Below are 24617 nucleotides of genomic sequence, written 5' to 3' on the forward strand. Positions count from 1 at the left end.
GGCTACTCGACGTGCGCGCCCGCATCTGCGCGCTTCTCAGGCAGCGCACGGCACCTCGATACACCGCGTGGTGATCGCGGTGGCGCCCTCGGCCAATGTCAGTCCGCCCGCGCGCCGGAGGCCTGCACCAGGGGGCGCCATGCGACGACCTCCTCCTGCACGAAGGCACCGAAGCGCTCCGGCGTCCAGCCTCGCATCGGCGGCGTGCCCATCTGGTTCATGCGCGCGGCGATGGCGGGATCGGCCAACGCGTGTTCCACGGCGGCGGCCATGCGGTTCACGATCGGGCGCGGCGTCGCGGCAGGCGCGAACAGGCCGAACCAGGAATACGCCTTGTACTCTGGCACGCCCGCCTCCCGCATCGTCGGCACGCCCGGCAATTCGTCCGAGCGCTCATCGGCCGTGATGAAAAGGCAGCGGGCCTGGCCGGATTCGTGATGCGGCCGCAGCAGACCGTAGATGTCGTGCATGTACTGGATCTCGCCCGCCAGCAGCGCGGCAATGGTCTGCGCGCCGCTGCGATAGGGCACATGCTCCACCTGCGCGCCGATCCGCGTGGCGAAGTTCGCGCTGGCCAGGTGCCCCGTCGCGCCCACGCCGTTGCTGCCGTACTGGTAGCGGCCGGGATTGGCCCGCAGCGTGTCGATCAGTTCCTGCGCGGTGCGCACGGTGAAGTTGCGCGTGGTCACGCAGAGCGTCAGCGGCACCCAGATGGTCGGCGCCACCGCCGCCAGGTCGCGCACGGGATCATAGGGCAGGTTGCGGTAGAGCGTCGCGGCGATGCCGGTGGAGGAGAGCGTCGCATGCACATAGGTGTAGCCATCCGGCGCCGATTTCGCGACGTGATCCGTGCCCACGGTGCTGCCCGCGCCGGGCCGGTTCTCGATCACCACCGGTTGGCCGAGGAATTCGCTCATCTTCGGCGCCATCGCGCGGATCGAGATGTCCGTTCCGCCACCCGGACCGAAGGGGACCACGATGCGGATCGGCTGCGTGGGCCAGGCCGGCTGCGCCGCCGCCGGCATCAGCGGCGCGCCGAGCAGCAAGGCGGCGAGGGCGCCGAGCAGCCTACGGCGTGGCGTTGTCGGCGCGGGTGGACAAGGCATCGAGCGATCTCCCGTTGCTGCGCGAAGCCGTCCGGAGGAGTGCGGAGCGGCCCACCTCAAGGCGCGAACGCTACCGATGCGCTTTGCCGCCTGTCCACACGGCAATGCACATGCAAGCATAATGCGGCCTTATGACTCCTGCGGAGCCGTGGCGATGAATGCGCGCCAGATCGAAGCCTTCCGTGCCATCATGCGCTCCGGTACGCTGACCGGCGCCGCGCAGGCGCTGGGTGTCTCGCAGCCGGCGCTGAGCCAGCTTCTGCTGCATGCCGAGGACCAGCTCGGATTCAAGCTTTTCCAGCGCCTGCGCGGCCGGCTGGTACCGACCCCGGAAGCGGAGCAGCTTCTTCCGGAGGCCGACCGGCTGCACCAGGACATCGAGGGATTCCGCCGCTTCGCGCAGGAATTGCGCCGCGGTCGCGCCGGGTCCGTACGGCTCGCGGCCTCCGCACCGCCGGCGCTCTCCTTCGTGCCGCGCGCCCTGGAGGCCTTCCGCGCCGCCTCGCCGGAGGTGCGGCTGGTGTCCTACGTCGTGCCGGTGGATGTGCTGACGGAGATGCTCGGGCGCGGCGATGCCGACCTCGGCGTGGCGATGAGCGATCGCCCGCGCCCGCTGATCCGCAGCGAGACGGTCGGGCGCAGCGAGATCGTCTGCGTGCTGCCGGCAGGCCACCGCCTGGCGGCACGGCGCGCCGTTCAGGCGGCGGACATCGCCGGGCAGACGCTGGTCTCCTATCGCGGCGACAGCCTGCCAGGCGAATTGCTCGGCCGCGCGCTGGCGCAGGAAGGGATCAGCTTCCGTCCGCAGATCGAGATCGACGTGTCCGTGATCGCCTTTTCCTTCGTGCAGCAGGGCATGGGCATCGCCCTGGTGGACGGGCTGCTGCCCTGGCAGTCCTTCAACGGCGTGGTGGTCCGGCCCTTCCGTCCGCAGGTCGCGCTGCCGATCACGCTGATGACGCCGACGCGCAAGCCGGGCTCCATCGCCCAGCAATTGCTGCGGGCGCGGCTGAAGGAGGCGTTGCGCGACTACGCCGCCTCCCCCGCCGCGCGTGGTCTGCTGCGCGCCGCCGGCGCATAAGGCGGCCTTATCCGCTGCTGCCCACTCCACCGTGGACGCGGGCCCGCGCGCCTGGAAGACTGCGGCCGCGAAAGATGGGACGGGTGCGCATGGGCTGGCGGCTGGGTGTGGATATCGGCGGCACCTTCATCGATTTCTGCGCGCTCGACGAGGACAGCGGGGCGCTGCGCACGCTGAAGGTGCTGACCACGCCGGCCGACCCGGGGCGCGAAGTGATGGAGGGTCTCGGGCGCCTGCAGTCCGAGCACGGCCTCGATCCCGCGGCGATGACGGCCTTCGTCCACGGCACGACCGTGGGCATCAACACGGTGATCCAGCGCAAGGGCGCGCCGCTTGCCCTGTTCGCCACCGCCGGCTTCGAGGACGTGATCGAACTCGCGCGGCTGCGCATGCCGGATATGTATTCCATGCTCTGCACCCGTGCCGATCCGCTGGTGCCGCGCGACCGCATTTTCGGCATTGGCGGACGGATCCTGTCGGACGGCACGGAGGCGGAGCCATTGTCGGAAGACGATATCCGGCGCGCCGCGGCGCTGGCGAAGCAGCGCGGCGCCGAGGGCGTGGTCATCGCCTTCCTGCATGCGTGGCGCAACCCCGCGCATGAGCAGGCGGCGAAGGCGTTGCTGCGACAGGTGGCGCCGGACCTGTTCGTGTTCGGCTCCGCCGAGGTCTGGCCGGTCATCCGCGAATACGAGCGCACCACCACCACGGTGCTGAACGGCTATGTCCATCCCCGCGTGGATGGCTATCTCGACCGCCTGGAAGGCGCGCTGCGCGAGCGTGGCGTGCCAGCTGCGCCGATGATCACCAAGTCCAACGGCGGCATCATGGCCGCCGCGCTGGGCCGCACGTCGTGTGTCGGAATGCTGCTGTCGGGCACGGCCTCCGGCGTGATGGGCGCATCCTTCCTGGCGCGCCAGGCGGGGGTGGCGAACGCGCTGACGCTGGATATCGGCGGCACCAGCGCCGATGTCGCCCTGGTCATAGAGGGCGAGCCGCAATACGGCTCGGGCGAGATGATCGGCGAGTTCCCGCTCCATGTGCCGAGCGTCTCGGTCACCTCCATCGGCGATGGCGGCGGCTCGATCGCCTGGGTGGATGGGTTCGGCATGCTGAAGGTGGGGCCGGAGAGCGCCGGCTCCACGCCGGGCCCCGCCTGCTACGGGCGCGGCGGCGATCGCGCGACGATCACCGATGCGATGGCCGTGCTCGGCTTCCTCGGCCACACGCCGCTCGCCTACAGCTCCGTCGCGATGGACCGCGGCAAGGCGCAGGCTGTTGTGGGCCGCCTGGCGCAGCAGCTCGGCCTCGGGCTGGAGGAGACCGCCGAGGCCATCGTGGAGGTCTGCGTCTCCTCGATGTTCGCCGAAGTCAACAAGCTGATCGCGCGCTACGGCGTGGACCTCCGGGACTTCACGCTGATGCCCTTCGGCGGCGCCGGCCCGATGCTCGGCTGCCTGCTGGCGCGCGAACTGGGCATGGCCAGCGTGATGATTCCGCGCCGTCCTGGCGTGGTGAGCGCGCTGGGCGGGCTGATCGCGGATGTGCGTAACGACTTCATCCGCACCCTGTTCCTGGACGTGGCTGCGGAAAGCCTTCCGGCGCTGCGCGCGGCGCTCGCGGACCTCGCCGCCCAGGCCGAGCGCTGGTTGCGGGAGGAGCAGCGCTTCACCGGCGCTGCGACGATCAGCCTGCTCGCGGAGATGCGCTATCAGGGCCAGTCCTTCGAGCTGGAGTCCGGCATCGACCCCGCCTGGATCGAAAGCGGCGCGCTGGACAAGGTGGCCGAGGCCTTCCATCGCCAGCATGAGGCCGTCTACGCCTTCGCCGATCGCGCGCAGCCGGTGCAGCTGGTAAACCTGCGCCTGGTCATCGCCGGCGCCACGGCCCCGCCCGACTTCCCGCCGGAGCCGCTGGCGAAGGATCAGCCCGTGCCGGAAGGGATGGTGGAGGTCTTCCACGACGGGGCGCGACGGCGCATGCCGCTGTTCCTGCGCGAGAAGCTGCGCCACGGCCACGTCTTCGCCGGCCCCGCGGTGGTGGCACAGGAGGATGCGACGACGTGCATCCCCGCCGGCTTCACCGCGCGCTGCGACGCTTATGGCAACCTGCTTCTGGAGGCAGCATGAACGGCGCCGCTGCACGCCTGCGCGTGCTTTGCACGCCCCGCCGCTCGGAGGCAGCGTGATGGACAAGGTCACCCTGCAGGTCTTCGCCAACCATGCGCGCGCCGCGGCCGAGAACATGGCCTACACGCTGTACCGCACGGCGCATTCCACCTTCGTGAAGGAGACCGAGGACTTCACCGTCCAGATCACCGACCCGGACGGGAATGTCATCGCCGTGCCCATGGATCTCGGTGCCACCTGGTATCCTGGCCTGTACTACGGACGCGCGATCCGCATGATCGCAGAGGGCTACGAGCCCGGCGACATCGGCTTCACCAACGATCCCTACAGCGGGTTCCTGGCCACGCATGCGCCGGACATGCACATGTGGAAGCCGATCTTCCACGAAGGCGAGATCGTCGCCTACGCCACCGGCCACATCCACAATACCGACATGGGCGGGGCCGTGCCGGCCAGTCTGTCCCGGGCGCTGACCGAGATCCACCAGGAAGGCATCCGCTTCCCGCCGATGAAGATGGTGCGCGCCGGCGTGCTGAACGAGGAAGTGCTGCGGGTCATGCTGCTCAACGTGCGCAAGCCGGAGCAGAACCTGGGCGACCTCAAGGCCTTCCGCGGCGCGCTCGACACCGGGGAGCGGAAGATACGCGCGATGCTCGCGAAGTTCGGTGTGGAGGGCTTCCGCAAGGGATGCATCGGCCTGCTGGACTATGCCGAGCACCAGGCGCGGGAGGTGCTGCGCTCCATACCCGATGGCGACTACGATTTCTGCGACTACTGCGACGAGGACGGCCCGAACGGCAACCCAGTGCGGCTCGCGCTGCGGCTCTCGATCCGTGGTGACAGCGCGGTGCTGGACTTCACGGGAACCGACCCGCAGTTGCAATCCGCGCTGAACGTGCCCACCGGCAGCGACCCGCGGCACACGCTGCTGCTGGTTGGCGTCTACTACGTGCTGACCGCCCTGAAGCCGGACATCCTCCTCAATTCCGGGCTGACACGGCCCTTCACCTGCATCGCGCCGGAAGGCACGGTGGTGAACCCGGTCTTCCCCGCAGCGGTCGGCATGCGCAGCCTGACTTGCGCAAGGCTGCGCAGCCTCGTCTTCGGTGCCTTCGCCCGTGCGGTGCCGGAGCGCATGCCGGCGGCGCCGGCCGGCAATTCCTCCATCCTGAACGTGATGACCACGGACAACCGCACGCATCGCAGCGTGCTGGCCGCGATCAATCCCGTGGTCGGCGGTGCCGGCGGCTTTCCGACGCGCGACGGCACGAACGGCTCGGGCGCCGATGCCGCGTATCTCAAGAACACGCCGATCGAGATCACTGAGACCGAGGTGCCCATCCGCATCACGCGCTATGGCCTGATGCCGGATTCCGGCGGCGCCGGGCGCTGGCGCGGCGGGCTTGGGACCGCGCTCGACTTCACCGTCTTTGCGCCCAATTCCCGCGTGACGGCGCGCAACCGCGACCGCTGCAAGTTCCGCCCCTGGGGGACACTGGGCGGCAAGGCCGGCAAGCCTTCCGACTTCGTGCTGAACCCGGGTACGGCGCGCGCGCGTGTGCTCGGCAACATCGACACGGTCACGCTCGATCCCGGCGAGGTGCTGCACATCCACTCGCCCGGCGGTGCCGGCCGCGGCAGCCCGCTGGATCGGGAGCCTGAGCGCGTGCTGCGCGACGTGCGCTACGGCTACGTCTCGGAAGCCTCGGCCGAGGCCGAATACGGCGTGGTGATCCGCGACGGCGCGGTGGACGACGCCGCAACGGAAGCGCGCCGTTCCGCCATGCGTGCGGAGGAGACCGGCGCATTCTATCATTTCGGCCCCGAGCGCGAAGCGCATGAGGCGATCTGGACGCCGTCGGCCTATGCCGAATTCACCGCCATCCTGGCCGCGCTGCCGGTGCATTGGCGCTTCTTCGTGAAGACGCGCCTGTTCGAGCAGATGCGCGAACCTTCGGCGGAGGATTGCGCAAGCCGGGTGCGGGCTGCCTACGAGGCGCTGCGTCGCGCGACGCCAGGCCTGCCGTAGCGCGCTTCACCAGCGCGGGCGCTTGTCCTGCCAGTCTGGCTGGTATTTGCGCATCTCGGTCCCGTCGTCGCGCTTGCGGATGCCGCAGCGCCGCCAGTCCTCGTGCATGGCGGCGAGCTTCGCGCGGTCCAGCGTCACGCCGAGGCCAGGGCCGGGCGGCAAGCGCAGCGCGCCATCCGTGATCGGCAGCTTGCCGCCCTCGATCAGGTCGTCCTCGAGCCAGGGGTAATGCGTGTCGCAGTCATAGGTGAGGTTCGGCGTCGCGGCGGCGAGATGCGCCATCGCCGCCAGGCTGATGCCGAGATGCGAGTTGGAGTGCATGGACAGGCCCAGTCCCCAGACCGCGCAGATGCGCGCGAGCTCACGGCTGGCGCGCAGCCCGCCCCAGTAGTGATGGTCGGAGAGGATCACGCGCACCGCGTCCTGGCGGATCGCCGGCGCCAGATGCGCCCAGGCGACGACGCACATGTTGGTCGCCAGCGGGATCGGGCAGGCGGCCTGCACCGCCGCCATCGGCGTGATGCCCGGCACCGGGTCCTCGAGATACTCCAGCACCGGCAGCATCTTCGGCAGCAGCTTCAGCGTGGTGTGGACATGCCAGGCGCAGTTCGGATCGATGCGCAGCGGCGCATCGGGGAAGGCGGCGCGCAGCGCCAGCAGCGCCTCCACCTCCGCCTCCGGCTCCAGCACGCCGGCCTTGAGCTTGAGCGAGCGGAAGCCGTGCAGCGCCACCATGCGCCGCGCCTGCTCCACGACGCCTTCCGGCGTCAGCGCCTCGCCCCACGGATCGGCGGGAATCGAGGGATCGAAGCGATGCCGCTCGAACTTGTAGAACAGATAGGCCGCGAAGGGGATGCTCTCGCGCACCTGCCCGCCCAGAAGCGATGCGACGGGCAGGTTCAGATGGCGCGCCAGCGCATCCGTCGCCGCGACCTCGAAGGCGCCGAAGACTCGCGCCACCAGCATGTCCTGCCCGGTGCGGGAGGAGGACTCCTTCGCCGAGATGGTGGTGGCCCCGCAGGCCGCCTGCGCCGCGCGCTCCATGCCCGCAAGGTCGGAGACGTCGAGGCCGATCAGCGCCGGCGCCGCGGCTTCCAGGCAGCGACGGATTCCGTCATCGCCATAGGTCTCGCCGAGGCCCGTGATGCCGCCCTCGATCGTCACCTCGATGATGGAGCGCAGGCACCAGGGCTCGTGCACGCCCGCGGCGTTGAGCAGCGGCGGATCGCGGAAGGCAACCGGGGTGACGGCGACATGCTCGATGCGCGGCATCAGGCGTTCCCCACGCGATGGGCGGCGATGTAGTCGAGATCGAGCGCGTGGCCGAGGCCGGGCTCCTGCGAGAGATGCACGCAGCCCTCCGCATCCATCGGATCGTCGGCGCGCGTCAGGTAGGGTGGCGGCGCGTCGTAGTCGAGGAAGGGGTGCAGCAGGCCGCGCTCGTAATAGGTGGTGTTGGGGATCGCGCCGCAGACGGCGAGATTGCCCGCGCCGGTGCCGTGGATCTCGCAGCTCATGTTGAAGCTTTCGGCGGTCGCCGCGATCTTCAGGCAAGGCGTGATGCCGCCGACGCCCCACACGCCGCAGCGGATCATGTCGCAGGCCGCACCCGCGATCCACTCGGCGCGTGTCCAGTGTTTGCCCGGCATGCTCTCCGGCCCGAGGATGTTGAGCGAGAGCTGGTCCGACAGCCAGCGATAGGAGGAGAGTGAGGCTTCCTCCATCGGTTCCTCCATCCACAGGAAGCCGAGTTCCTGCAGCCTGCGGCCGAGCCAGGCCGCATCTTCGCGCGAGTACCAGTGCGAGGGATCGAGCATCAGCGGGATGTCGGGCCCGACAGCCTCGCGCACCGCGGCGCAGGCCTTGTAGTCCATGCGCACGTCCGGCGCGCCGGGGATGGGCGGCATCCAGGTGTGCAGCTTCACCGCCCGGTAGCCGCGCACGCGCACCAGCCAATCGGCGTAGCGTGCGTAATCCTCCGGCGTGCGCAGCCCGCCTTCCAGATCGTCGCCACACATGGTGCTGCCGTAGGCCAGGATGCGGTCGCGCATGCCGCCCGCGAGTTTCCACACCGGAGCGCCGAGCAGCTTGCCCGCCAGGTCCCATAGCGCGAGATCCGCCGCGCAGAGCACGCGGTCCGTGAAGCGCTGCCCGCTGCCGCGCTGGCTCTTGTACAGTGCGCGCCAAAGCTTCTCCCGCCGCAGGGGATCGGCGCCGATGAGGACAGGCCGCACGAAGGCCGCCAGCAGCCCTTCCTCCACATCGGCGGGCGCTGCGAGGGCGCGGCCGATCGTGCCGTCCTCCGCTTCGATCTCCAGCATGGCGGCGCGGGCGATGGTCTCCTCGCCGGGATGCGCGTGCCCGTCGCTGTCGCGCGCGATCCGGCTGGGATAGGTGAAGACGGTGCAGGCGACGCGGACAATCCTCACCCCCAGTGCCCCCGCAGCCGCCGGGCGCGGGCGCGCCGCGTCTGGACGTAGTTGTGCTCCGCCGCGGTGCCGGGCTCGAAAGCCTGGCCGTCATCGGGAAAGGTCGCGACGTTGCGCACCGAGGGATGCTTCGCGATCTCCTCGAGCACGAGGTCCACGCCGAGCCCGGGCGCGTCCGGCACGGGCAGGCAGCCATCGACGGTCCGCAGCGCCGGCGTCACCACCTGCGCCCGGCCTGGCCAGTCGAACGCCACGCGTTCGAGCATCAGCGCATTCGGGATCGTGGCCATCACATGCAGCGCCGCGAACTCCGCAACGGGCCCCAGCGAGCCGGAATGCGGCGCCACGCTGATGAAATGCGCCTCCGCCATGGCCGCCATCTTCCGCATCTGCGTGATGCCGCCGGCGCGCCCGGTGTCGGGCTGGATCACGTCGACCAGCTCGCGTTCGATATAGGGCCGCATGCCCCACAGCGTCGCCACGCGCTCGCCGGCGGCGAGCGGAACGCTGACCGCATCGCGCACGCGGGCCAGCGCGTCCAGGTTCTCGGGCGCCACCGGATCCTCGTAGAAGAGGATGTCGAGCTTCTCCAGCTCGCGCCCGACGAGGATCGCGTCCTGCGGCGTCATCCAGGACGGGCCATGCGCATCCACCATGACATCGACCTCGGGACCGACAGCCTCCCGCACTGCGGCGACGGCGTCGATGTCCACCGCGCCGGTGAAGCCGACCTTCACGCCCTTGATGCCGAGCGCCATCAGTTCGCGCGCACGTTCCGGTGTCTTCGCATGACCATAGACAGGGATGCGATCGCGGAAGCGCCCGCCAAGCAACTGCCACACCGGCAGGCCGAGCGCCTTGCCCTTGATGTCCCACAGCGCCATCTCGATGGCGCTGAGCGCGCCGCCACCCACCGTGCCCAGCAGCCCATGGCCCATGGATCCGAGATAGAGCTTGTGCCAGAGGCGATCGACGTCGCGCGGATCCTCCCCGATCAGCAGGCTGGCGTAATCCTCCACCGCGGCGCGCACCACGCGGGGCCAGCCGGAGCCCTCGCCGACGCCGTGGATGCCTTCATCGGTGAGCACGCGCACGAAGAGCCAGTTGCGCGACCCGCCGTGGCCATCCGCGCCACGGCTGGTGCCGAGGCCGGGCACGGCCGGGCGCGCGCCGACCTGCAGCAGATGCGTCTCGACGCCGGTGATCTTCATGCACCCTCTGTGTAGCGATGGCGGCCGGTCATGCCGCGATGCCGCGGGTCCGGATGCGGCACGGCGGAGAGCAGCGCGCGCGTATAGGCGTGCTGCGGGGCGGTGCAGACGGCCTCGGTCTCGCCGATCTCCACCACCTTGCCGCGGTACATCACCGCGACGCGGTCGCAGAAGTACCGGATCACGCCGATGTCGTGGCTGATGAAGAGGAAGGAGAGGCCGAGCCGTTCCTGCAGATCCAGCAGCAGGTCCAGCACCTGGCTGCGCAGCGAGACATCGAGCGCCGAGGTCGGCTCATCGGCCACGATGACACGCGGCTCGAGCGCGATGGCGCGCGCGATGCCGATGCGCTGCCGCTGGCCGCCGGAGAAGGCATGCGGGTACCGCTCCATCGCCGAGTCCGGCAGCCCCACCATGTCCAGCAGTTCCGCGACACGACGCTGCAGCGCGGCCCCGCGATGGGTGCCGTTCACCAGCATCGGCTCCCCGACGATCTGCTCGACCGTCATGCGCGGGTTGAGGCTGGCGAAGGGGTCCTGGAACACCATCCGGATCTCCCGCCGCAGCGGCCGCAAGGCGGATTCGCGCATGCCAAGAAGATCGATGCGCGAGCCGTCCCGCCCGACATACTCGATCCGCCCGCCGAGGCCCTGGAACAGTCCCATCACGCAGCGTCCGAGCGTGGTCTTGCCGGACCCGCTCTCGCCCACGATGCCCAGCGTCTCTCCCGCGTGCAGATCCAGGGTGACATCGTCCACGGCAACAACCGGCGGAGCTGCCGGCCGGAACATGCGCCGCGCCGAGGGAAACACCTTGCGCAGCGCATCCAGCCGGAGGATCGGTGCGCCGGGCGGCTTCGTCGCGCGCATCGCGAGCCGCCGCGGCGAGGGCCGGTCCAGCGCGCGCACGGCGCCCAGCAGCATGCGCGTGTAGTCGTGCTGCGGCCGCTCGAACACATCGAGGATTCCGCCGCGCTCCACAACCTGCCCATGGCGCATGACCGCGACCTCGTCGGCCATTTCCGCCACCACGCCCATGTCGTGGGTGATCAGCATCACCGCCATGCCGTGGCTCGCCTGCAACCGCCTTATCAGGTCCAGGATCTCGGCCTGCGTCGTCACATCCAGCGCGGTGGTCGGTTCGTCGGCGATCAGCACGGAGGGGTTGCAGGCCAGCGCCATCGCGATCATCGCACGCTGGCGCATGCCGCCCGAGAACTCGAAGGTGTAGCGGTCGACCGCCGTCTCGGGCCGAGGGATTTCAACCTGGCGCAGCAGGTCAATTGCCCGCTCGCGCGCGGCGCGCTTGCCCAGGCGGTCATGCAGCCGTATCGCCTCGATGATCTGCGCGCCGATGGTATGGACCGGGGAGAGCGAACTCATCGGCTCCTGGAAGATCATCGCGATGTCGCGGCCGCGGATGGCGCGGATCGCCGCGCTGCGCGCCGGCATGGCGGAAAGCTCCACCACCTCCTCCGCGCCGCCCGACGCGGCCGCGCCCTTCGTCGTATGGTGCCGGTGCAGCAGCACGCGTCCGGCGGCGATGCGCCCGGGCTGATCCAGGATCTGCAGGATCGCGCGCGCCGTCACGCTCTTGCCGCTGCCGCTTTCCCCGACCACCGCGAGCGTCCGCCCGGCGCGGAGCACGAGGTCCACGCCATCCACCGCGCGGAACACGCCGCGGCGCGACGGGAAATCCACGGCGAGCTCCTGCACCTCCAGCACCACCGGCGCGGCCTCGGCCTCTCCCGGCGACCAGGCTGCCTGCATCGTATCGGGCATGGTCAGCGCCCGTCCTGCGCATAAGGATCGGCCGCGTCCCGCAGGCCGTCACCAAGGAAGTTGAGCGCCAGCACTGCCAGGCAGACGGCGCCACCCGGGATGAACAGCCAGGGCGCCTGCGCGATGGAGCGGATGTTCTGCGCCTCCTTCAGCAGCACGCCCCAGGAGATCGTGGGCGGTTGCAGCCCGAGACCGAGGAAGGAGAGGGAGGTCTCCGCGAGAATCATCAGGGGGATCGCCAGCGTGATCGAGGCGATCACATGCGAGGCGAGCGAGGGGAGCATGTGGCGCCAGATGATGCGCGCCTGGCTGCAGCCATCCAGCCGCGCCGCCGTGACGAAGTCCTCGCTGCGAAGCGCCAGGAAGCGGCCGCGCACCACGCGCGCGAGCTCCGTCCAGGTGACCAGCGACAGGATGATGGTGATGGCAAAGTAGCGCGTGAGCGGTGACCAGTCCTGCGGCAGTGCGGCGGTGAGGCCGAGCCAGATCGGGATCGTTGGCAGCGACAGGATGAACTCGATCACGCGTTGGATCGCCATGTCCACCGTGCCGCCGTAGTAGCCGGAGATGCCGCCCAGGAGCAGGCCGAGAACCAGGCTCATCGCCACGCCGACCAGGCCGATGGACAGCGATATGCGCGCGCCATGGATCACCCGGCTGAGCATGTCGCGCCCAAGCCGGTCCGCGCCGAACAGGTAGAAGCGCTCACCAGGCTCTGCGGCGGTGAGGAGGCGCCGCTCAATGGTGACCAGTCCTGCCAGCTTCACCGGCTCCGCCCGGCCGAAGAAGCGCAGATAGATGCGCCTGTCGGGGTCGGGCACGAAGCTCTGCTCCAGCGTGAAGCGGTCGCGGACGAGGCGCTGCCCCTGCACCCAGGGGCGGATGCTCCAGGAGCCGTCCGGCGCGGTGTCGATGAAGTGGATTTCCTGCGGCGGATGGAACACCGCGCGCGCATTGGCGGCGTCCGGATCGAACGGCGCGAAGAACTCGGCGAAGGCGCCGACCGCATAGAGCGCGACGACCAGATACAGCGACCAGCGCGCAAGCCGGTGGCGCCGGAACGCCCACCACATCAGCTTCCACTGGCTTGCCTGCTCCGCCGAGCGGTGCTCCCGCGGGTCGGTGACTGCGATGCTCACTGGTAGCGCACCCGCGGATCGATCAGCGCCAGGAGGATGTCGGAGACGAGCATGCCGATCACCGTCAGGCTGCACAGCAGCAGGATGAAGGCGCCCGCCAGGTACATGTCCTGCGCCAGCAGCGCCTGCAGAAGCAGCGGCCCGGCCGTGGGCAACGAAAGTACGAAGGCCGTGATCACCGCCCCGGAGATCAGCTGCGGGAATGCCCATCCGATCGTGCTGACGAAGGGGTTCAGCGCCAGGCGCACGGGATAGCGCATCAGCAGGGTGAACTCCGAGAGTCCCTTCGCGCGCGCGGTCACCACATAGGGCTTGTGCAACTCATCGAGCAGGTTCGCGCGCATGATGCGGATCAGGCTGGCGGAGGAGGAGGTGCCGAGGATGATCACGGGAATCCAGAGATGCGCCAGCAGGTCGAGCAGCTTCCCCCAGCTCCAGGCCGCGTTCTGATACTCCTCCGAGAACAGGCCGCTGACATCGGCGCCGAAATACACCACGCCGATGTACATCAGCACGAGCGCGATCAGGAAGTTGGGTGTCGCCAGCCCGATGAAGCCGAAGGTCGTCGCGATGTAGTCGCCGATGGAGTATTTCCGGACGGCGGAGAAGATCCCCACCGGAAATGCCACCGCCCAGGTGAACAGCAGCGTGCCGAGCGCGAGGCAGACCGAAAGCCCCATGCGTTCCCAGATCAGGTTGGACACCGGCTGCTGCCATTCGAAGCTGATGCCGAAATCGCCCTGCAGCACGCCGGAGATCCAGCGCCAGTACTGCACGAGGAAGGGCTGGTCGAGCCCATAGCGCTGGCGCAGCGCCTCCAGCCGGCCCTGGTCCACCTCGTCGCCGGACGCGGCAAGCGTCGCGGCGAAGCTGGTCAGGTAGTCTCCCGGCGGCGCCTGGATCAGCGCGAAGCTGACCAGGGAGACCGCAATCAGGAACGGCACCGTCCAGAGGACTCTCCGGACGATGAACGTCAGAAGCATCCGTCAGCGCCGGCGCTGCGGGGTGGCCCAGAACCAGGTCTGCGGCAGGGTGGGCGCTGGCGTCGGATAGTACCAGGATGACGGCATGGAGGGCGGCACGTTGACCAGTTGCGTGCTCGCGATGCCGTAGGTCGGCAGCGACTTGGAGACGCTGAACACCTCGAACTCGTCGGCCGCGATGTCCGCAACGCGGGACATCAGTGCGCGCCGTGCATCGGCATCCACCGTCGCGCGCGCCTGGTCATAGAGGCGCATGCGCTCGCGCACCGAAGCCGGCGGTTCCTCCCCCTGCGTGCCGCCGCTGCGGTACCACTGCACCCAGGGAATGCCCCAGCGGCTGTCGTGATGCACGGGCACGATCTGCTGCGGGATCTCGCCCGGCACCCAGCTCGCCTGGCCGCCCCACACGGCGGCGTCATGCTCGTTGCCCTCGGAGGTGCGCTGATAGAAGAAGGTGCGCTCCAGCGGGTTCACATCCATCGCCACGCCGATGCGGCGCCATTGCTGGCTGATGAGCTGGAGCATGTCCACCTGCTCCGGCTGCAGAGTCGGGATCACGTCCACCTTGAAGCGCAGCGGCTTGCCGGAGGGCAGCAGACGGATGCCGTCCGGCCCGCGGCGCAGGCCGAGCGCGTCCAGCAGCCGGTTCGCCTCGGCCGGGTTGTAGTCGAGATACTGCGTGGCCAGCCGGCGGTGGAAATTCGGGTGGTTCTCGAAGGGCCCATTCTGCCACGGCTCGCCTTCGCCCAGCAGCGCCGTCTCGATCACCGCCTTGCGGTCGATGCCGAGCGACAGCGCCACGCGGAAGTCGCGCGTGTTGAACAGGCGCCGCCATTCCGGATCGCGATGCGTCAGGTTGAGGTTGATCACCATGTTGGTGCCGCCGACGGACGCCGCCTCGATGAAGCGGAAGCTGCCGCGGTCGCGGTTCTGCGCCAGCACGGGGCGGTTCGACGGCGCGTCGAGATGGCGGATCTGGAAGTCGATGCGGCCGCCGATCGCCTCCAGCACCAGGCTCTGCACATCCTGCGCGATCGGCGCGAAGAGCTCGTCGATGTAGGGAAGCTGGTTTCCGGCAGTGTCCACCTGCCAGAAATACGGGTTGCGCGTCATCACCACGCGCGTCGCGCCGCCGACATAGGGCTCGCGCACCACCCAGGGGTCGAGCGTCGGGCGGTCCGGGTTGCCCCAGCGCGAGGGGATCTCGATGTCGCCGCAACGCGCCATGAACAGGTTCTGCCAGTCCGCCGCATTCGCCGCACGCACGAGGTCGGCGACGTTCGGGTTGTACTTCGGCAGGAACTGGCTGCAGTAGTGCTTCGCATACAGCACCGGATGCTGCCCGAGCGGCGAGGCAAGCTCCGCCAGGAAGTCGCCATAGGGCTCGGCGAAGGTGAAGCGGACGGTGAAGTCGTCCACCTTCTCGACCTGGACATTCTGCCCGCCCGCCTTGTAGCGCGGCGGCGTCGGCGCCAATGCGCCGGCCAGGACGACATCCTCCATGTTGAACATCACGTCGTCGGCGGTGAACGGCGTCCCGTCCGACCAGCGCATGCCGCGGCGCAGATGGAAGGTGAAGACGCGCGCATCGTCGCTCACGTCATAGGCGCGGGCGACGTTCGGCACGATGCGCGTGTATTGCGGATCCCAACGCACCAGCCCCTGCGGCCCGACGACGCGCAGGATGTGGTTGTGGTCAGAGCTGCCGCGCAGCCCGAAACGCAGGCGGCCGCCATATTCGCCGACGCGATCGAGTGGCGTGATCACTTCCGGCTGGCTGCCGATGCGTTCCGCCAGCGGCGGCAATTCGCCGCGCGCCACGCGTTGCGCCAGCGCCGGCGCTTCATGCGCGTTCTGCGCGGCGCCCGGTGCGACCAGGCCCAGGGCCAGCGCACAGCCCATGGACAGGCTGAGCAGGCTGCGTCTCGGCGTCATGCGACTTCACCCTCCCTGCGGCCGTCGTGTTCGGCGTGCCGCGCATCTTGGACCGCGAAAGGCTCCGACAGCGCTGGGAAGTTGTCAAACTGATTTTCGTGCAGTTAGACTGATTGCCGATAAGTCATCCGCATGGGAGGTCATGTCCGCACCGCGTCCCAGCCCGGCACGCTCCCGCGATGCGCCTGTGTCCCTGGCGCCGCGGGGCAGGCGCGAAGCGGCCACGGCGCCGCTGCCTGACCGCGACAGCCTCTACGAGGCGTTGCTCGGGCGCATCCTGTGCGGAGACTACGCGCCGGGAGAGCGGCTGCCGAGCGAGGAAGTGCTCGCCGCCGAGTTCGGCGTCTCCCGGCCCGTGCTTCGGCAGGCGCTGGCGCGGCTGCGGGAGGAGGATTTCATCTCCTCGCGCCGCGGCTCCGGCTCCTATGTGCGCCGGCCGGAAGAGGCGGACCCGGCGCCTTTCGCGCCGATCTCCTGCGTCGCCGACATCGAGCGATGCTTCGAATTCCGCCTCACCATCGAGTCGCGCGCCGCGGGCCTTGCAGCACGCCACCGGGGCAAGGCGCAGCTTCAGGCGCTGAAGGACGCCCATGCGCATCTCGAAGCCGTGCTGAAGACCGGCGCGCTGGGCAACGAGGCGGATTTCCGCTTCCATGACGCCGTCGCCGACGCCACCGGCAACCGCTTCTTCCTGGAGACGCTGCACGTGCTCCGGCCTCACATCGACACCTGCATGCGCATGCTGCCGCGGTTGGCGCAGCGCCGCTCGCCGGCACGGATCGCAAGCGTCCGGGCGGAACACCGCGCGATCCTGGACGCCATCCTCCTCGGCGACGCCGACGCCGCGGAACGCGCCATGGCCACGCATATCGCGCGGGCGCAGCGCCGCATCTTCGAAGGCGATTCCGGAGACGGGAGGCGATGACGCAAGCCCGCATCGAGCGCGTGGGCAGGGTCACCGCGCGCACGGGCGAAGGCGCGGTGTGGGATGTGGCGGACCAGGCGCTCTGGTGGGTGGACATCCCCGCCGGCCTCGTCCATCGGCACGATGCGTCCGGAATCGAGCAGAGTTGGGAGATCGGCGAGGCCGTCGGGTGCCTCGCGCGGCGGGAGGCCGGCGGATTGCTGCTGGCCACGCGCAGCGGCTTCCACCTGTTCGATCCCGCGACCGGCGCGCGCACGGCCATCGCCGATCCCGAGGCGGACCTGCCGGAGAACCGCTTCAACGACGGCGTCACGGATCCGCGCGGCCGTTTCTGGGCCGGCACCATGAAGGATCAGGGCGAGCCCGCGGCGCGCGGCACCTTCTGGCGCATCGATGCCGATCGCGCCGTCACGCGCGGACCCGACGGCTTCTGGACCACCAACGGCCTGGCCTTCGCGCCGGACGGGCGGACCATCTACTTCTCCGACAGCAATCCCGCCATCCGCACGATCTGGCGCGCGCCCTACGATCTCGACGCCGGCACCATCGGCCCGCGCACCGTGTTCTTCGACACGCACGCCGTGGCCGGCCGGCCGGATGGCGCGACGATGGATGTCGATGGCTGCTACTGGATGGCTGGTGTGGGCGGGTGGCAATTGGTCCGGATCACGCCAGCCGGCCGGGTCGATCGCATCGTGGAGATGCCGGTGGAACGGCCTTCGCGCCCGATGTGGGGCGGGCCACGGCTGGATACGCTCTATGTCACCTCTATCGGTGCGGGGCTGACGCCGGGAACGGAGGCACGGCAGCCCGATGCCGGCGGCCTCTTCGCCGTCACGGGGCTCGGCACCGGCGGCCTGCCGCAGACCCGCTTCGCCGGCTGAACGAGGGAACGCCATGCGCATCACCGGCCTTCGCAGCTTCATGACGCGCGACCGCGACCGCCCGCGGGTGATCGTGGCGATCGACACCGACGAGGGCATCACCGGCTGGGGCGAGTGCTACAACCACGGGCCCGACCGTGCGCTGCCGCCGGTGCTGGAATACCTCGCACTGCAGATTGGCGGTGAAGACCCGCGCCGCATCGAGTACCTCATCCTGAAGATGCTGCAGAAGGCGCGCTTCCCGCCCGGCGCCATCGGGCTGGCGGCGATCAGCGCCATCGACCATGCGTTGTGGGATATCAGCGCGAAGGCGCTCGGCGTGCCGGTGTTCATGCTGCTCGGTGGCCATGCGCGGGAGCGCGTGCGCGTCTATCTCGGCGTCTACAGCGCACCGGAGCCGGAGGAGGTGCGCGACCACTGCCTGAAGATGCAGGCCGAGTACGGCCTGACGGCCTTCAAGCTCAGCCCCTTCCGTGCCGATGTGAACCAGGTGCCCTGGCGCGAGGTGCTGCGCAGCACGACGCGCTGGGTCGAACGGCTGCGCGCGATCTGCCCCGACCATTTCGAATTCGCCTTCGACGCGCATGCGCGCCTTTTCGAGCCGTGGCAGGCGGTGCAGCTCGGCAACGCGCTCGCCCCCTTCGATCCGCTGTTCTACGAGGAGCCGATGCGGCCGGAGAACATCGAGGCGTGGGGCCGGATCAAGCCGCAGATCGCCTGCCCGCTGGCCACCGGCGAAAGCCTCTACAGCCGCTTCGAGTTCCTGCGCCTGTTGCAGGTGGGCGGCGCCGACATCATCCAGCCCGACATCTGCGTGGTCGGCGGCTTGCTGGAGATGCGCAAGATCGCGGCGCTGGCCGAGGCGCATTACGTCACCGTCGCGCCGCATAACCCGATGGGGCCGCTCGCCACCGCGGTGAACGTGCATTTCTGCGCGGCGCAGCCCAACGTGAAGATCCTGGAGTACCGCCTGCCGCAGCAGGCACCGTATGTGCGCGACCCCTACCTGCCGCGTGACGGCCATCTCGACCTGCGGCACGACAGGCCGGGCTGGGGCGTGGAAATGGACGAGGCGGTCCTGTCGGAGGACCGCTACATCCATTGGGAGCGGAAGCTGCCGCGCCGGCCGGATGGTTCCACCGGCTACTGCTGACGGCATATGGCGGCGATGGCAGCAGACAGCGACCGCAGGATCGCGCTGATCACCGGCGGTGCCGGCGCCATCGGCGTGGCGACGGCGCGGCGCCTGGCGCGCGACGGCATCCTGCCCGTGCTCGCGGATCGGGACGAGGCCGCTCTCGATGCGGCCGTGCCGGCTTTGCGCACCGAGACGGGAATGCCCGTGCTTGGCATCCACGCCGATCTCGCCGACCGCGCGGCCCCCGCCGCGGTGATGGCGCGGGTCGAGTCCGTCTTCGGGCGGCTCGACTGCCTCGTGAACAACGCCGGGCTGAGCCGCGCCCGCCGCATCGGCGCAGTGGAACTGGACGACTGGGACGCGGTGATGGCCGTCAATCTGACCGCGCCGATGCTCCTGGCTCAGGAATCGCTCCGCTTCTGGCAACGCCTGCGCGGCGGCAGCATCGTCAACATCGCCTCGCGCGTGTGGCTGAGCGGCGCCGGGCCTGCCTACACGGCCTCCAAGGCGGGCCTCGTCGGGCTCACCCGCTCGCTTGCCGTGCAGCTCGGCCCGCTCGGCGTCACGGTCAATGCGGTGGCGCCGAGCTATCTCGGCAGCGCCTTCAACTTCTCAGGCGGTGCGGCGGCGATCCGGCGCGCGGAAGCCGAGCATATCCGCCTCGGCGTGCTGGACCGCATCGGCACGCCGGAGGACGTGGCCGGCGCCATCGCCTTCCTCTGCTCGCCCGATGCGCGCTTCGTCACCGGCGAGGTGATCCATGTCTGCGGCGGCGCGCAGCTTGCCGCGCGCCCCCAGGACAGCGCCATCGCCGACGGCAGCGCGCGCTGAGCCGCCTTAGCGCGAAGCCAGTGCCGCGGCCACCTTGCGCGCGAAGCCCGCAGGATCGCGCGGCGCCTCGCCATCCTGCACGCGCGCCAAGTCCAGCAGCAGGCCAGCACTCTCCCCCAGCGCGGTGTCGGTCGCCGCGCCTTCGGCCAGCTTGCGGATCAGGGGATGGCGCGGATTCACCTCCAGCACCGGCAGGCCGCCGCCGAAGCTGCGCCCGGCGCGGCGCAGCATGCGACCCATCTGCAGGTCCGGCCCATGCTCGGGCGCGGCGAGCACCACGGCGCTGTCCACCAGGCGATCCGTCGCGCGCACGGCGCTGACGTCCTCCTTCAGCGCCTCCTGCAGCCGCGGCAGCAGCAGCGTGACATCGGCCGCCTCGCCGGCCGGCGCGTCGCCGGCAACCGCGGAGAGATCCACGCTGCCCTGGGTGATGCTGCGGATCGGCTTCTCCTCGAAGCTGCCGAGCTGTTCGGGCCAGAAGGCGTCGATGCCGTCGGACAGCAGCAGCACCTCAACGCCCTTTGCGCGGAACCCCTCGAGCTGCGGTGACTTCGCGAGCGCGGCGGGGTCCTCGCCCACCAGGAAATAGATCGCCTCCTGCCCTTCCTTCATGCGTGCGACGTAGTCCGCCAGCGATGCCCAGCCATCCAGCGCGGAGGAGCGGAAGCGCAGCAGCATCGCGATGTCCTTGCGGTGCTCGGCATCCTCCCACACGCCTTCCTTCAGCACCGGGCCGAAATTCTCCCAGAACTTCGCATAATCGTCGGCATCCTTCGCCTTCGCCTTCAGTTCGGACAGCACGCGCCCCGTTGCAGCCTTGCGGATGCGCGCCAGCACCGGCGTGGCCTGCAGCATCTCCCGGCTGACATTCAGCGGCAGGTCCTCGGTGTCCACCACGCCCTGCACGAAGCGCAGCCAGTTCGGCAGCAGCGCCGCCTCCTCCGTGATGAACATGCGGCGCACATGCAGCCGCACGCGGCTCTCGCGCGTCTCCTCCACCGCCATGAAGGGCTTCGCGCCCGGGATGAACAGCAGCGCCGAGAAGTCCAGCGTGCCCTCGGCGCGCCAGTGCAGCGTCGCCCAGGGCTCGTCGAAGGCATGCGCGACATGGCGATAGAAGTCGCGATACTGGTCGGCTGTAACCTCGGCTCGCGGCTTGCGCCACAGCGCCGTTCCCTCGTTGGCCGGCTCGTCCTTGCCGTCGCGCAGGACCGTGATGGGAATGGTGATGTGGTCGGCCCATTTCCGGATGATGGCCTGCAGCCGCCAGGGATCCAGGAACTCCTCGGCGTCCGACTTCATGTGCAGCACGATGTCGGTGCCGGCCTCCGCGCGGGAGGCGGGCGCCAGCGTGTAGTCGCCCTTGCCTTCGCTGGCCCAGCACCAGGCATCTTCTGCGCCCGCCCGGCGCGACGTCACCTCCACGCGGTCCGCAACCATGAAGGCCGAGTAGAAGCCCACGCCGAACTGTCCGATCAGGCTAGGCTTCTCGGCTGTCGGTGCTTCCGCCAGCGACCTGGCGAAGGCCAGCGTGCCCGACCGCGCGATGGTGCCGAGATGCTGCGCCAGCTCCGCCTTGCTCATGCCGACGCCGAAATCGGAGATCGTCAGCGTGCGCGCCGCCTTGTCCGGCACCACGCGCAGTATCGCGTTGTCGGGCAGCGGCGGCGCATCGCCGGTCAGCGCCTCGAAGCGGCGCCGGTCCATCGCATCCGCAGCGTTCGCGACCAGTTCGCGCAGGAAGATCTCGCGCTCGGAGTAGAGCGCATGCACCACCAGATCGAGCAGGCGCCCCACCTCGGCGCCGAATTCATGCCGTTCGACGGTCTCGTCCACGCTTCGCACTCCGCATCGGTCCAGGCGGCGCGCGATATGCGAGAGGCGTGGCGAATTTTCAACCGTGCGGGAAGCGCCGGTGCCTTCCTTCGCCTATGCCGCCTTCCGTTCCTGCACCCAGGCGGCGCCCTTCGGCAGCCGTTCGATATCCGCCCTGCGCCTCGGCAACGCCCCGGGGTGTTCGGCCTGGAGCCAGCCGATCACCTTCTCCCGCACCTCGCAGCGCAGGTCGAAGGCGCGGCCCGCACTGGCGGCGCTGACCAGCATGCGAACCTCCATGGTCTCCTGCCGGAAGTCGGTGATCTGCAGGTTGATTACCTTGCCGTCCCACAGCCGCGATCCGCGCGCGATCTCCTCCAGCTTCGCGCGCAGCGCGGCGATCGGCGCGGTGTAGTCCAGATACAGCATGACCGAACCGATCAGGGCCGAGCTTTCACGCGTCCAGTTCTGGAAGGGGCGCTCGATGAAATAGGCCAGCGGTAGCACCATGCGCCGCCAGTCCCACAGCCGTACGACGACATAGGTGGAGGTGATCTCCTCCACATTGCCCCACTCGCCCTCCACGATCACTGCGTCCTCCAGCCGGATCGGCTGCGTGACGGCAAGCTGGATGCCGGCGATCAGGTTCTTCAGCAGCGGCTGCAGCGCGAGGCCCACCACCAGGCCGGCGGCTCCGGCGGAGGCCAGCAGGCTGACGCCGTACTGCCGGACGGAGGGAAAGGTCATCAGCCCGATCGAGACAGCCAGCACCACGATCAGCACGGCCGCCACGCGCTGCAGGATGCGCGATTGCGTCACATGCTTGCGCGCCAGCAGGTTGTCGTCCGTGTCCAGCTTGAAGCGCCGCAGATGCAGCGTGGTCCAGATGCGCAGCGCCGTCAGCGCAACCCATGCCACCAGGCCGATGAAGCACAGCAGCAGCACGTGCCGCACTGCCGCGGCCTCGGCGAAGGTCAGCGGTGCGATGCTGGCGGCAGGGCCGACGAAGATCACGATCAGCGCCAGCCGGGTCGGTCCCTTCGCCCGGCTCACCAGGGACCGCCAGAACAGGTCGCGATCCCTGACCAGCCGCGTCGCCGCGCGATGCAGCAACGCGTGCGCGCCGATGGCGAGCGCCACCGCGATCAGCAGCACCAGCAGGCTGGTCAGCCAGTTCGGAAACCACGCAAGCGAATCCACGGCGCTGCGCGCATACCCGTCGAGTTCTGTCAGCACTCCCCGCTCCCCTTCATGTCGCGATGACCGGAGCGCGTCGGCCCGTGGCGCGCGCCGAAGGGCGATGCCCTCTGTCTCCAGGTCACATCCGAAGGCGTGGGAGGGACCGAAGTTCCGTCCCTGGGTGGGACCGGGCCCGCGTTCCCTGCTCTCCCGTCAACTGCGCGTGAAGCGGCGCCGCAGCGGGATGGCCGCGAGGGAGAGCGCGGCAAGACCGAGCAGGGCGCCCAGGATCCGCGGTGTCAGGACGCTGCCGATCTCGAAGTCGCGCCCGGCGGCCAGCACCTCGCCCAGTCCTGCGCCTGCCAGTGCGAAGACGGCCGTGCCGGGGATGATCCCGAAGAAGGTCGTGGCGACGAAGACCGGCAAGCGGACACCCGCGAAGGCCGGCACCAGGTTGACGAGGAAGAAGGGGAACAGCGGCACCAGCCGCAGGACAAGCAGATAGGACGCAGCCTCCTGCTGGATCGCCTCCGCCAGACGTTGCGCACGCGGCCCGAGCCGCGCCAGCGCATCTGCGCCGAACAGCCGGCGGGCGAAGAGGAAGACCAGCGTCGCGCCGACCGTGGCCGCCACCACCGTCAGCCCCGTGCCGAGCGCCGCGCCGAACAGCAGGCCGCCCGCCAGCGTCATCACGGTTGCGCCGGGCAGGGAGAAGGCAACGACGGCGACATAGGCCAGCACATAGGCCGCCGCGGCCAGCACCGCATGCTCAGTCACGAAGCCTGCCAGCGCCGCGCGATGCCGCGCGAGCGTCTCGAGCGAAAGCAGCCCGCCCAGCGGTGTCAGCCGCAGCGCCGCCAGCAGCGCGACGATGCCCAGCGCGATCCAGACGCGCCGGTCCCGAAGCCATCTCATCGGCCGTTCCCCTGGTAGCGCGCCATGAAGCGCCGATCGAGCCAGTCCTTCCACCACCACACCCAGCGCCCGCTGAAGACCAGGCCGTTGCGCGTGCCCAGCGCGCGCCCGTCGCCCAGCGAGAGCAGCACCAGCCAGTCGCGCTGCGGAACGTAGTCCTCCAGCGTCCGACCCTCTGCCGCGGCGCGCAGGTTGCGCGCCAGCACCGGGCCCTGGCGCACCGCGACCACGCCCGATTTCGGCAGCGGCTTCGGCAGCAGGCTGGAGACATCGCCTGCGGCGAAAACGTTCGTGCGGCCGGTGACGCGCAGGCTCGGCTCCACCAGCAGGAAGCCGGCGGCGTCACGCGGCAACCCGCTATGCGCGAGCCACGGCGCCGCCGCGGCGCCGGTCGCCCAGAGCACCGCCTCCGCCGGAGCCATCTCGTCGCCGATGCGAAGCCCGGCTTCGGTGACCGCAGCGACATCCTGCCCGCTGCGCAGCGCGATGCCGCGCCGCGCGATTTCGGCCGTCACGCGCCGGCGCAGCGCCGCGGGCTTGTCGGGCAGCAGCCCTGCGCGACCCACCGCCAGGACCACGCGCACGCCGCGCGGCCCGAGTCGGGCCGCCATGGCCAGCGCCATCTCGCAGCCCGCCGCGCCACCGCCAACCACGGCCACGGTCTGGCCCGCCCGCGCCTCGGCGAACAGCGCATCGAGGCGCGGCAGCAGCCCGTCGATCGGCTTCAGCGGGAGCGCATGCTCGGCCGCGCCCGGCACGCGCGAGACATCCGGCGTCGCCCCCGTGTCGATCGAGAGCAGGTCGTAGGGTATCGGGGGGCCATCGGCGCGCAGAACAAGCTGCGCCTCGGGATCCAGCCCCTCCACCCGGTCCAATACGAGGGACGCGCCGGCGCGTTCGGTCAGCGCGCGCGCATCGATCAGCGCCTGGTCCGGCCGGTACAGTCCCGCCGCCACGCCCGGCAGCATGCCGGAATAGGGCGAGTGCGACTCGCGCGTGACCAGAACCGCCCGCCAGCCCGCCAGGGGCCGCTCGGCGAGTTGCCGCAGCACTTCGACATGCGCATGGCCGCCGCCGGCCAGCACCAGGGTCCGTTCCGTCATCTGC

The 24617-nt window shown here is 69.9% G+C and carries 19 protein-coding genes; 7 read left to right on the forward strand and 12 right to left on the reverse strand.

The window, feature by feature from the left end:
- Positions 1-98 precede the first annotated feature (98 nt).
- Entirely contained in the window at positions 99-1106 is a 1008-nt protein-coding gene (locus E4T13_RS18910; RefSeq protein WP_137179822.1) for a tripartite tricarboxylate transporter substrate binding protein, read from the reverse strand.
- A 154-nt stretch (positions 1107-1260) separates the two neighbouring features.
- Between E4T13_RS18910 and E4T13_RS18915 the strand changes: the two genes are divergently transcribed.
- The 3 genes from E4T13_RS18915 (at position 1261) to E4T13_RS18925 (ending at position 6345) form a co-directional block, all read left to right on the forward strand.
- Positions 1261-2187 (forward strand): LysR family transcriptional regulator, encoded by a 927-nt coding sequence (locus tag E4T13_RS18915; protein ID WP_137179823.1) that lies wholly within the window; start codon positions 1261-1263, stop codon positions 2185-2187.
- Positions 2188-2261: 74 nt separating this feature from the next.
- Entirely contained in the window at positions 2262-4316 is a 2055-nt protein-coding gene (locus E4T13_RS18920) for a hydantoinase/oxoprolinase family protein (protein WP_240791194.1), read from the forward strand.
- Positions 4317-4374: 58 nt separating this feature from the next.
- Positions 4375-6345 (forward strand): hydantoinase B/oxoprolinase family protein, encoded by a 1971-nt coding sequence (locus E4T13_RS18925; protein ID WP_206030224.1) that lies wholly within the window; start codon positions 4375-4377, stop codon positions 6343-6345.
- A 6-nt stretch (positions 6346-6351) separates the two neighbouring features.
- Here E4T13_RS18925 and E4T13_RS18930 read toward each other — a convergent pair whose 3' ends face one another.
- The 7 genes from E4T13_RS18930 to E4T13_RS18960 are packed head-to-tail and all read right to left on the reverse strand — an operon-like array spanning position 6352 to position 15823.
- Positions 6352-7617: an enolase C-terminal domain-like protein gene (locus E4T13_RS18930; protein WP_137179826.1), complete on the reverse strand. Its 1266-nt coding sequence runs from the start codon at positions 7615-7617 to the stop codon at positions 6352-6354.
- The gene (locus E4T13_RS18935) at positions 7617-8774 is read right to left on the reverse strand and encodes an enolase C-terminal domain-like protein (RefSeq protein WP_137179827.1); all 1158 of its coding nucleotides are present in this window, start codon (positions 8772-8774) and stop codon (positions 7617-7619) included. Before E4T13_RS18935 ends, E4T13_RS18930 begins: the two co-directional genes overlap by 1 nt.
- The gene (locus E4T13_RS18940; RefSeq protein WP_137179828.1) at positions 8771-9985 is read right to left on the reverse strand and encodes a mandelate racemase/muconate lactonizing enzyme family protein; all 1215 of its coding nucleotides are present in this window, start codon (positions 9983-9985) and stop codon (positions 8771-8773) included. The genes E4T13_RS18935 and E4T13_RS18940 overlap by 4 nt, the downstream gene beginning before the upstream one ends.
- On the reverse strand, positions 9982-11766 hold the full coding sequence (locus tag E4T13_RS18945) for an ABC transporter ATP-binding protein (RefSeq protein WP_206030225.1): 1785 nt from the start codon (positions 11764-11766) through the stop codon (positions 9982-9984). Before E4T13_RS18945 ends, E4T13_RS18940 begins: the two co-directional genes overlap by 4 nt.
- Positions 11767-11768: 2 nt before the next feature.
- Positions 11769-12905, reverse strand: a complete 1137-nt coding sequence (locus E4T13_RS18950) for an ABC transporter permease (RefSeq protein ID WP_240791195.1) — start codon at positions 12903-12905, stop codon at positions 11769-11771.
- Positions 12902-13888 (reverse strand): ABC transporter permease, encoded by a 987-nt coding sequence (locus E4T13_RS18955; protein ID WP_137179829.1) that lies wholly within the window; start codon positions 13886-13888, stop codon positions 12902-12904. Before E4T13_RS18955 ends, E4T13_RS18950 begins: the two co-directional genes overlap by 4 nt.
- 3 nt (positions 13889-13891) lie before the next feature.
- Positions 13892-15823: an ABC transporter substrate-binding protein gene (locus E4T13_RS18960; protein ID WP_206030226.1), complete on the reverse strand. Its 1932-nt coding sequence runs from the start codon at positions 15821-15823 to the stop codon at positions 13892-13894.
- A 187-nt stretch (positions 15824-16010) separates the two neighbouring features.
- Between E4T13_RS18960 and E4T13_RS18965 the strand changes: the two genes are divergently transcribed.
- The 4 genes from E4T13_RS18965 to E4T13_RS18980 are packed head-to-tail and all read left to right on the forward strand — an operon-like array spanning position 16011 to position 19601.
- On the forward strand, positions 16011-16748 hold the full coding sequence (locus tag E4T13_RS18965; RefSeq protein ID WP_206030227.1) for a FadR/GntR family transcriptional regulator: 738 nt from the start codon (positions 16011-16013) through the stop codon (positions 16746-16748).
- Positions 16745-17632, forward strand: coding sequence for an SMP-30/gluconolactonase/LRE family protein (locus E4T13_RS18970; RefSeq protein ID WP_137179831.1), 888 nt, complete (start codon positions 16745-16747; stop codon positions 17630-17632). The genes E4T13_RS18965 and E4T13_RS18970 overlap by 4 nt, the downstream gene beginning before the upstream one ends.
- A 13-nt stretch (positions 17633-17645) precedes the next feature.
- Entirely contained in the window at positions 17646-18785 is a 1140-nt protein-coding gene (locus E4T13_RS18975; protein ID WP_137179832.1) for a mandelate racemase/muconate lactonizing enzyme family protein, read from the forward strand.
- Positions 18786-18800: 15 nt separating this feature from the next.
- Entirely contained in the window at positions 18801-19601 is an 801-nt protein-coding gene (locus tag E4T13_RS18980) for an SDR family NAD(P)-dependent oxidoreductase (RefSeq protein ID WP_170985074.1), read from the forward strand.
- Between the two features lie 6 nt (positions 19602-19607).
- Here E4T13_RS18980 and htpG read toward each other — a convergent pair whose 3' ends face one another.
- From htpG to E4T13_RS19000, 4 genes are all read right to left on the reverse strand, one after another.
- Positions 19608-21437 carry a molecular chaperone HtpG gene (htpG, locus tag E4T13_RS18985; protein WP_137179834.1) on the reverse strand — a complete coding sequence of 610 codons (1830 nt, stop codon included), beginning with the start codon at positions 21435-21437 and terminating at the stop codon, positions 19608-19610.
- Between the two features lie 93 nt (positions 21438-21530).
- Positions 21531-22652 (reverse strand): mechanosensitive ion channel family protein, encoded by a 1122-nt coding sequence (locus tag E4T13_RS18990; RefSeq protein ID WP_206030228.1) that lies wholly within the window; start codon positions 22650-22652, stop codon positions 21531-21533.
- 156 nt (positions 22653-22808) lie between these two features.
- Complete coding sequence (locus E4T13_RS18995; RefSeq protein ID WP_137179835.1) at positions 22809-23510, reverse strand: TVP38/TMEM64 family protein; 702 nt, start codon at positions 23508-23510, stop codon at positions 22809-22811.
- Entirely contained in the window at positions 23507-24613 is a 1107-nt protein-coding gene (locus E4T13_RS19000; RefSeq protein WP_137179836.1) for an FAD-dependent oxidoreductase, read from the reverse strand. The genes E4T13_RS18995 and E4T13_RS19000 overlap by 4 nt, the downstream gene beginning before the upstream one ends.
- Positions 24614-24617 lie beyond the last annotated feature (4 nt).

It is taken from the genome of Roseomonas sp. AR75 (assembly GCF_005222815.1).
GTDB lineage: Bacteria > Pseudomonadota > Alphaproteobacteria > Acetobacterales > Acetobacteraceae > Falsiroseomonas.

What these genes read in the sequence shown, in the direction of transcription:
- E4T13_RS18925 (WP_206030224.1), top strand. Translation starts at nt 4,375, where the DNA reads ATGGACAAGGTCACCCTGCAGGTCTTCGCCAACCATGCGCGCGCCGCG.
- E4T13_RS18975 (WP_137179832.1), top strand. Translation starts at nt 17,646, where the DNA reads ATGCGCATCACCGGCCTTCGCAGCTTCATGACGCGCGACCGCGACCGC.
- E4T13_RS18980 (WP_170985074.1), top strand. Translation starts at nt 18,801, where the DNA reads ATGGCAGCAGACAGCGACCGCAGGATCGCGCTGATCACCGGCGGTGCC.
- E4T13_RS18955 (WP_137179829.1), bottom strand. Translation starts at nt 13,888, where the DNA reads ATGCTTCTGACGTTCATCGTCCGGAGAGTCCTCTGGACGGTGCCGTTC.
- E4T13_RS18915 (WP_137179823.1), top strand. Translation starts at nt 1,261, where the DNA reads ATGAATGCGCGCCAGATCGAAGCCTTCCGTGCCATCATGCGCTCCGGT.
- E4T13_RS18995 (WP_137179835.1), bottom strand. Translation starts at nt 23,510, where the DNA reads ATGAGATGGCTTCGGGACCGGCGCGTCTGGATCGCGCTGGGCATCGTC.
- E4T13_RS18940 (WP_137179828.1), bottom strand. Translation starts at nt 9,985, where the DNA reads ATGAAGATCACCGGCGTCGAGACGCATCTGCTGCAGGTCGGCGCGCGC.
- E4T13_RS19000 (WP_137179836.1), bottom strand. Translation starts at nt 24,613, where the DNA reads ATGACGGAACGGACCCTGGTGCTGGCCGGCGGCGGCCATGCGCATGTC.
- E4T13_RS18970 (WP_137179831.1), top strand. Translation starts at nt 16,745, where the DNA reads ATGACGCAAGCCCGCATCGAGCGCGTGGGCAGGGTCACCGCGCGCACG.
- E4T13_RS18930 (WP_137179826.1), bottom strand. Translation starts at nt 7,617, where the DNA reads ATGCCGCGCATCGAGCATGTCGCCGTCACCCCGGTTGCCTTCCGCGAT.
- E4T13_RS18920 (WP_240791194.1), top strand. Translation starts at nt 2,262, where the DNA reads ATGGGACGGGTGCGCATGGGCTGGCGGCTGGGTGTGGATATCGGCGGC.
- E4T13_RS18945 (WP_206030225.1), bottom strand. Translation starts at nt 11,766, where the DNA reads ATGCCCGATACGATGCAGGCAGCCTGGTCGCCGGGAGAGGCCGAGGCC.
- E4T13_RS18910 (WP_137179822.1), bottom strand. Translation starts at nt 1,106, where the DNA reads ATGCCTTGTCCACCCGCGCCGACAACGCCACGCCGTAGGCTGCTCGGC.
- E4T13_RS18960 (WP_206030226.1), bottom strand. Translation starts at nt 15,823, where the DNA reads ATGACGCCGAGACGCAGCCTGCTCAGCCTGTCCATGGGCTGTGCGCTG.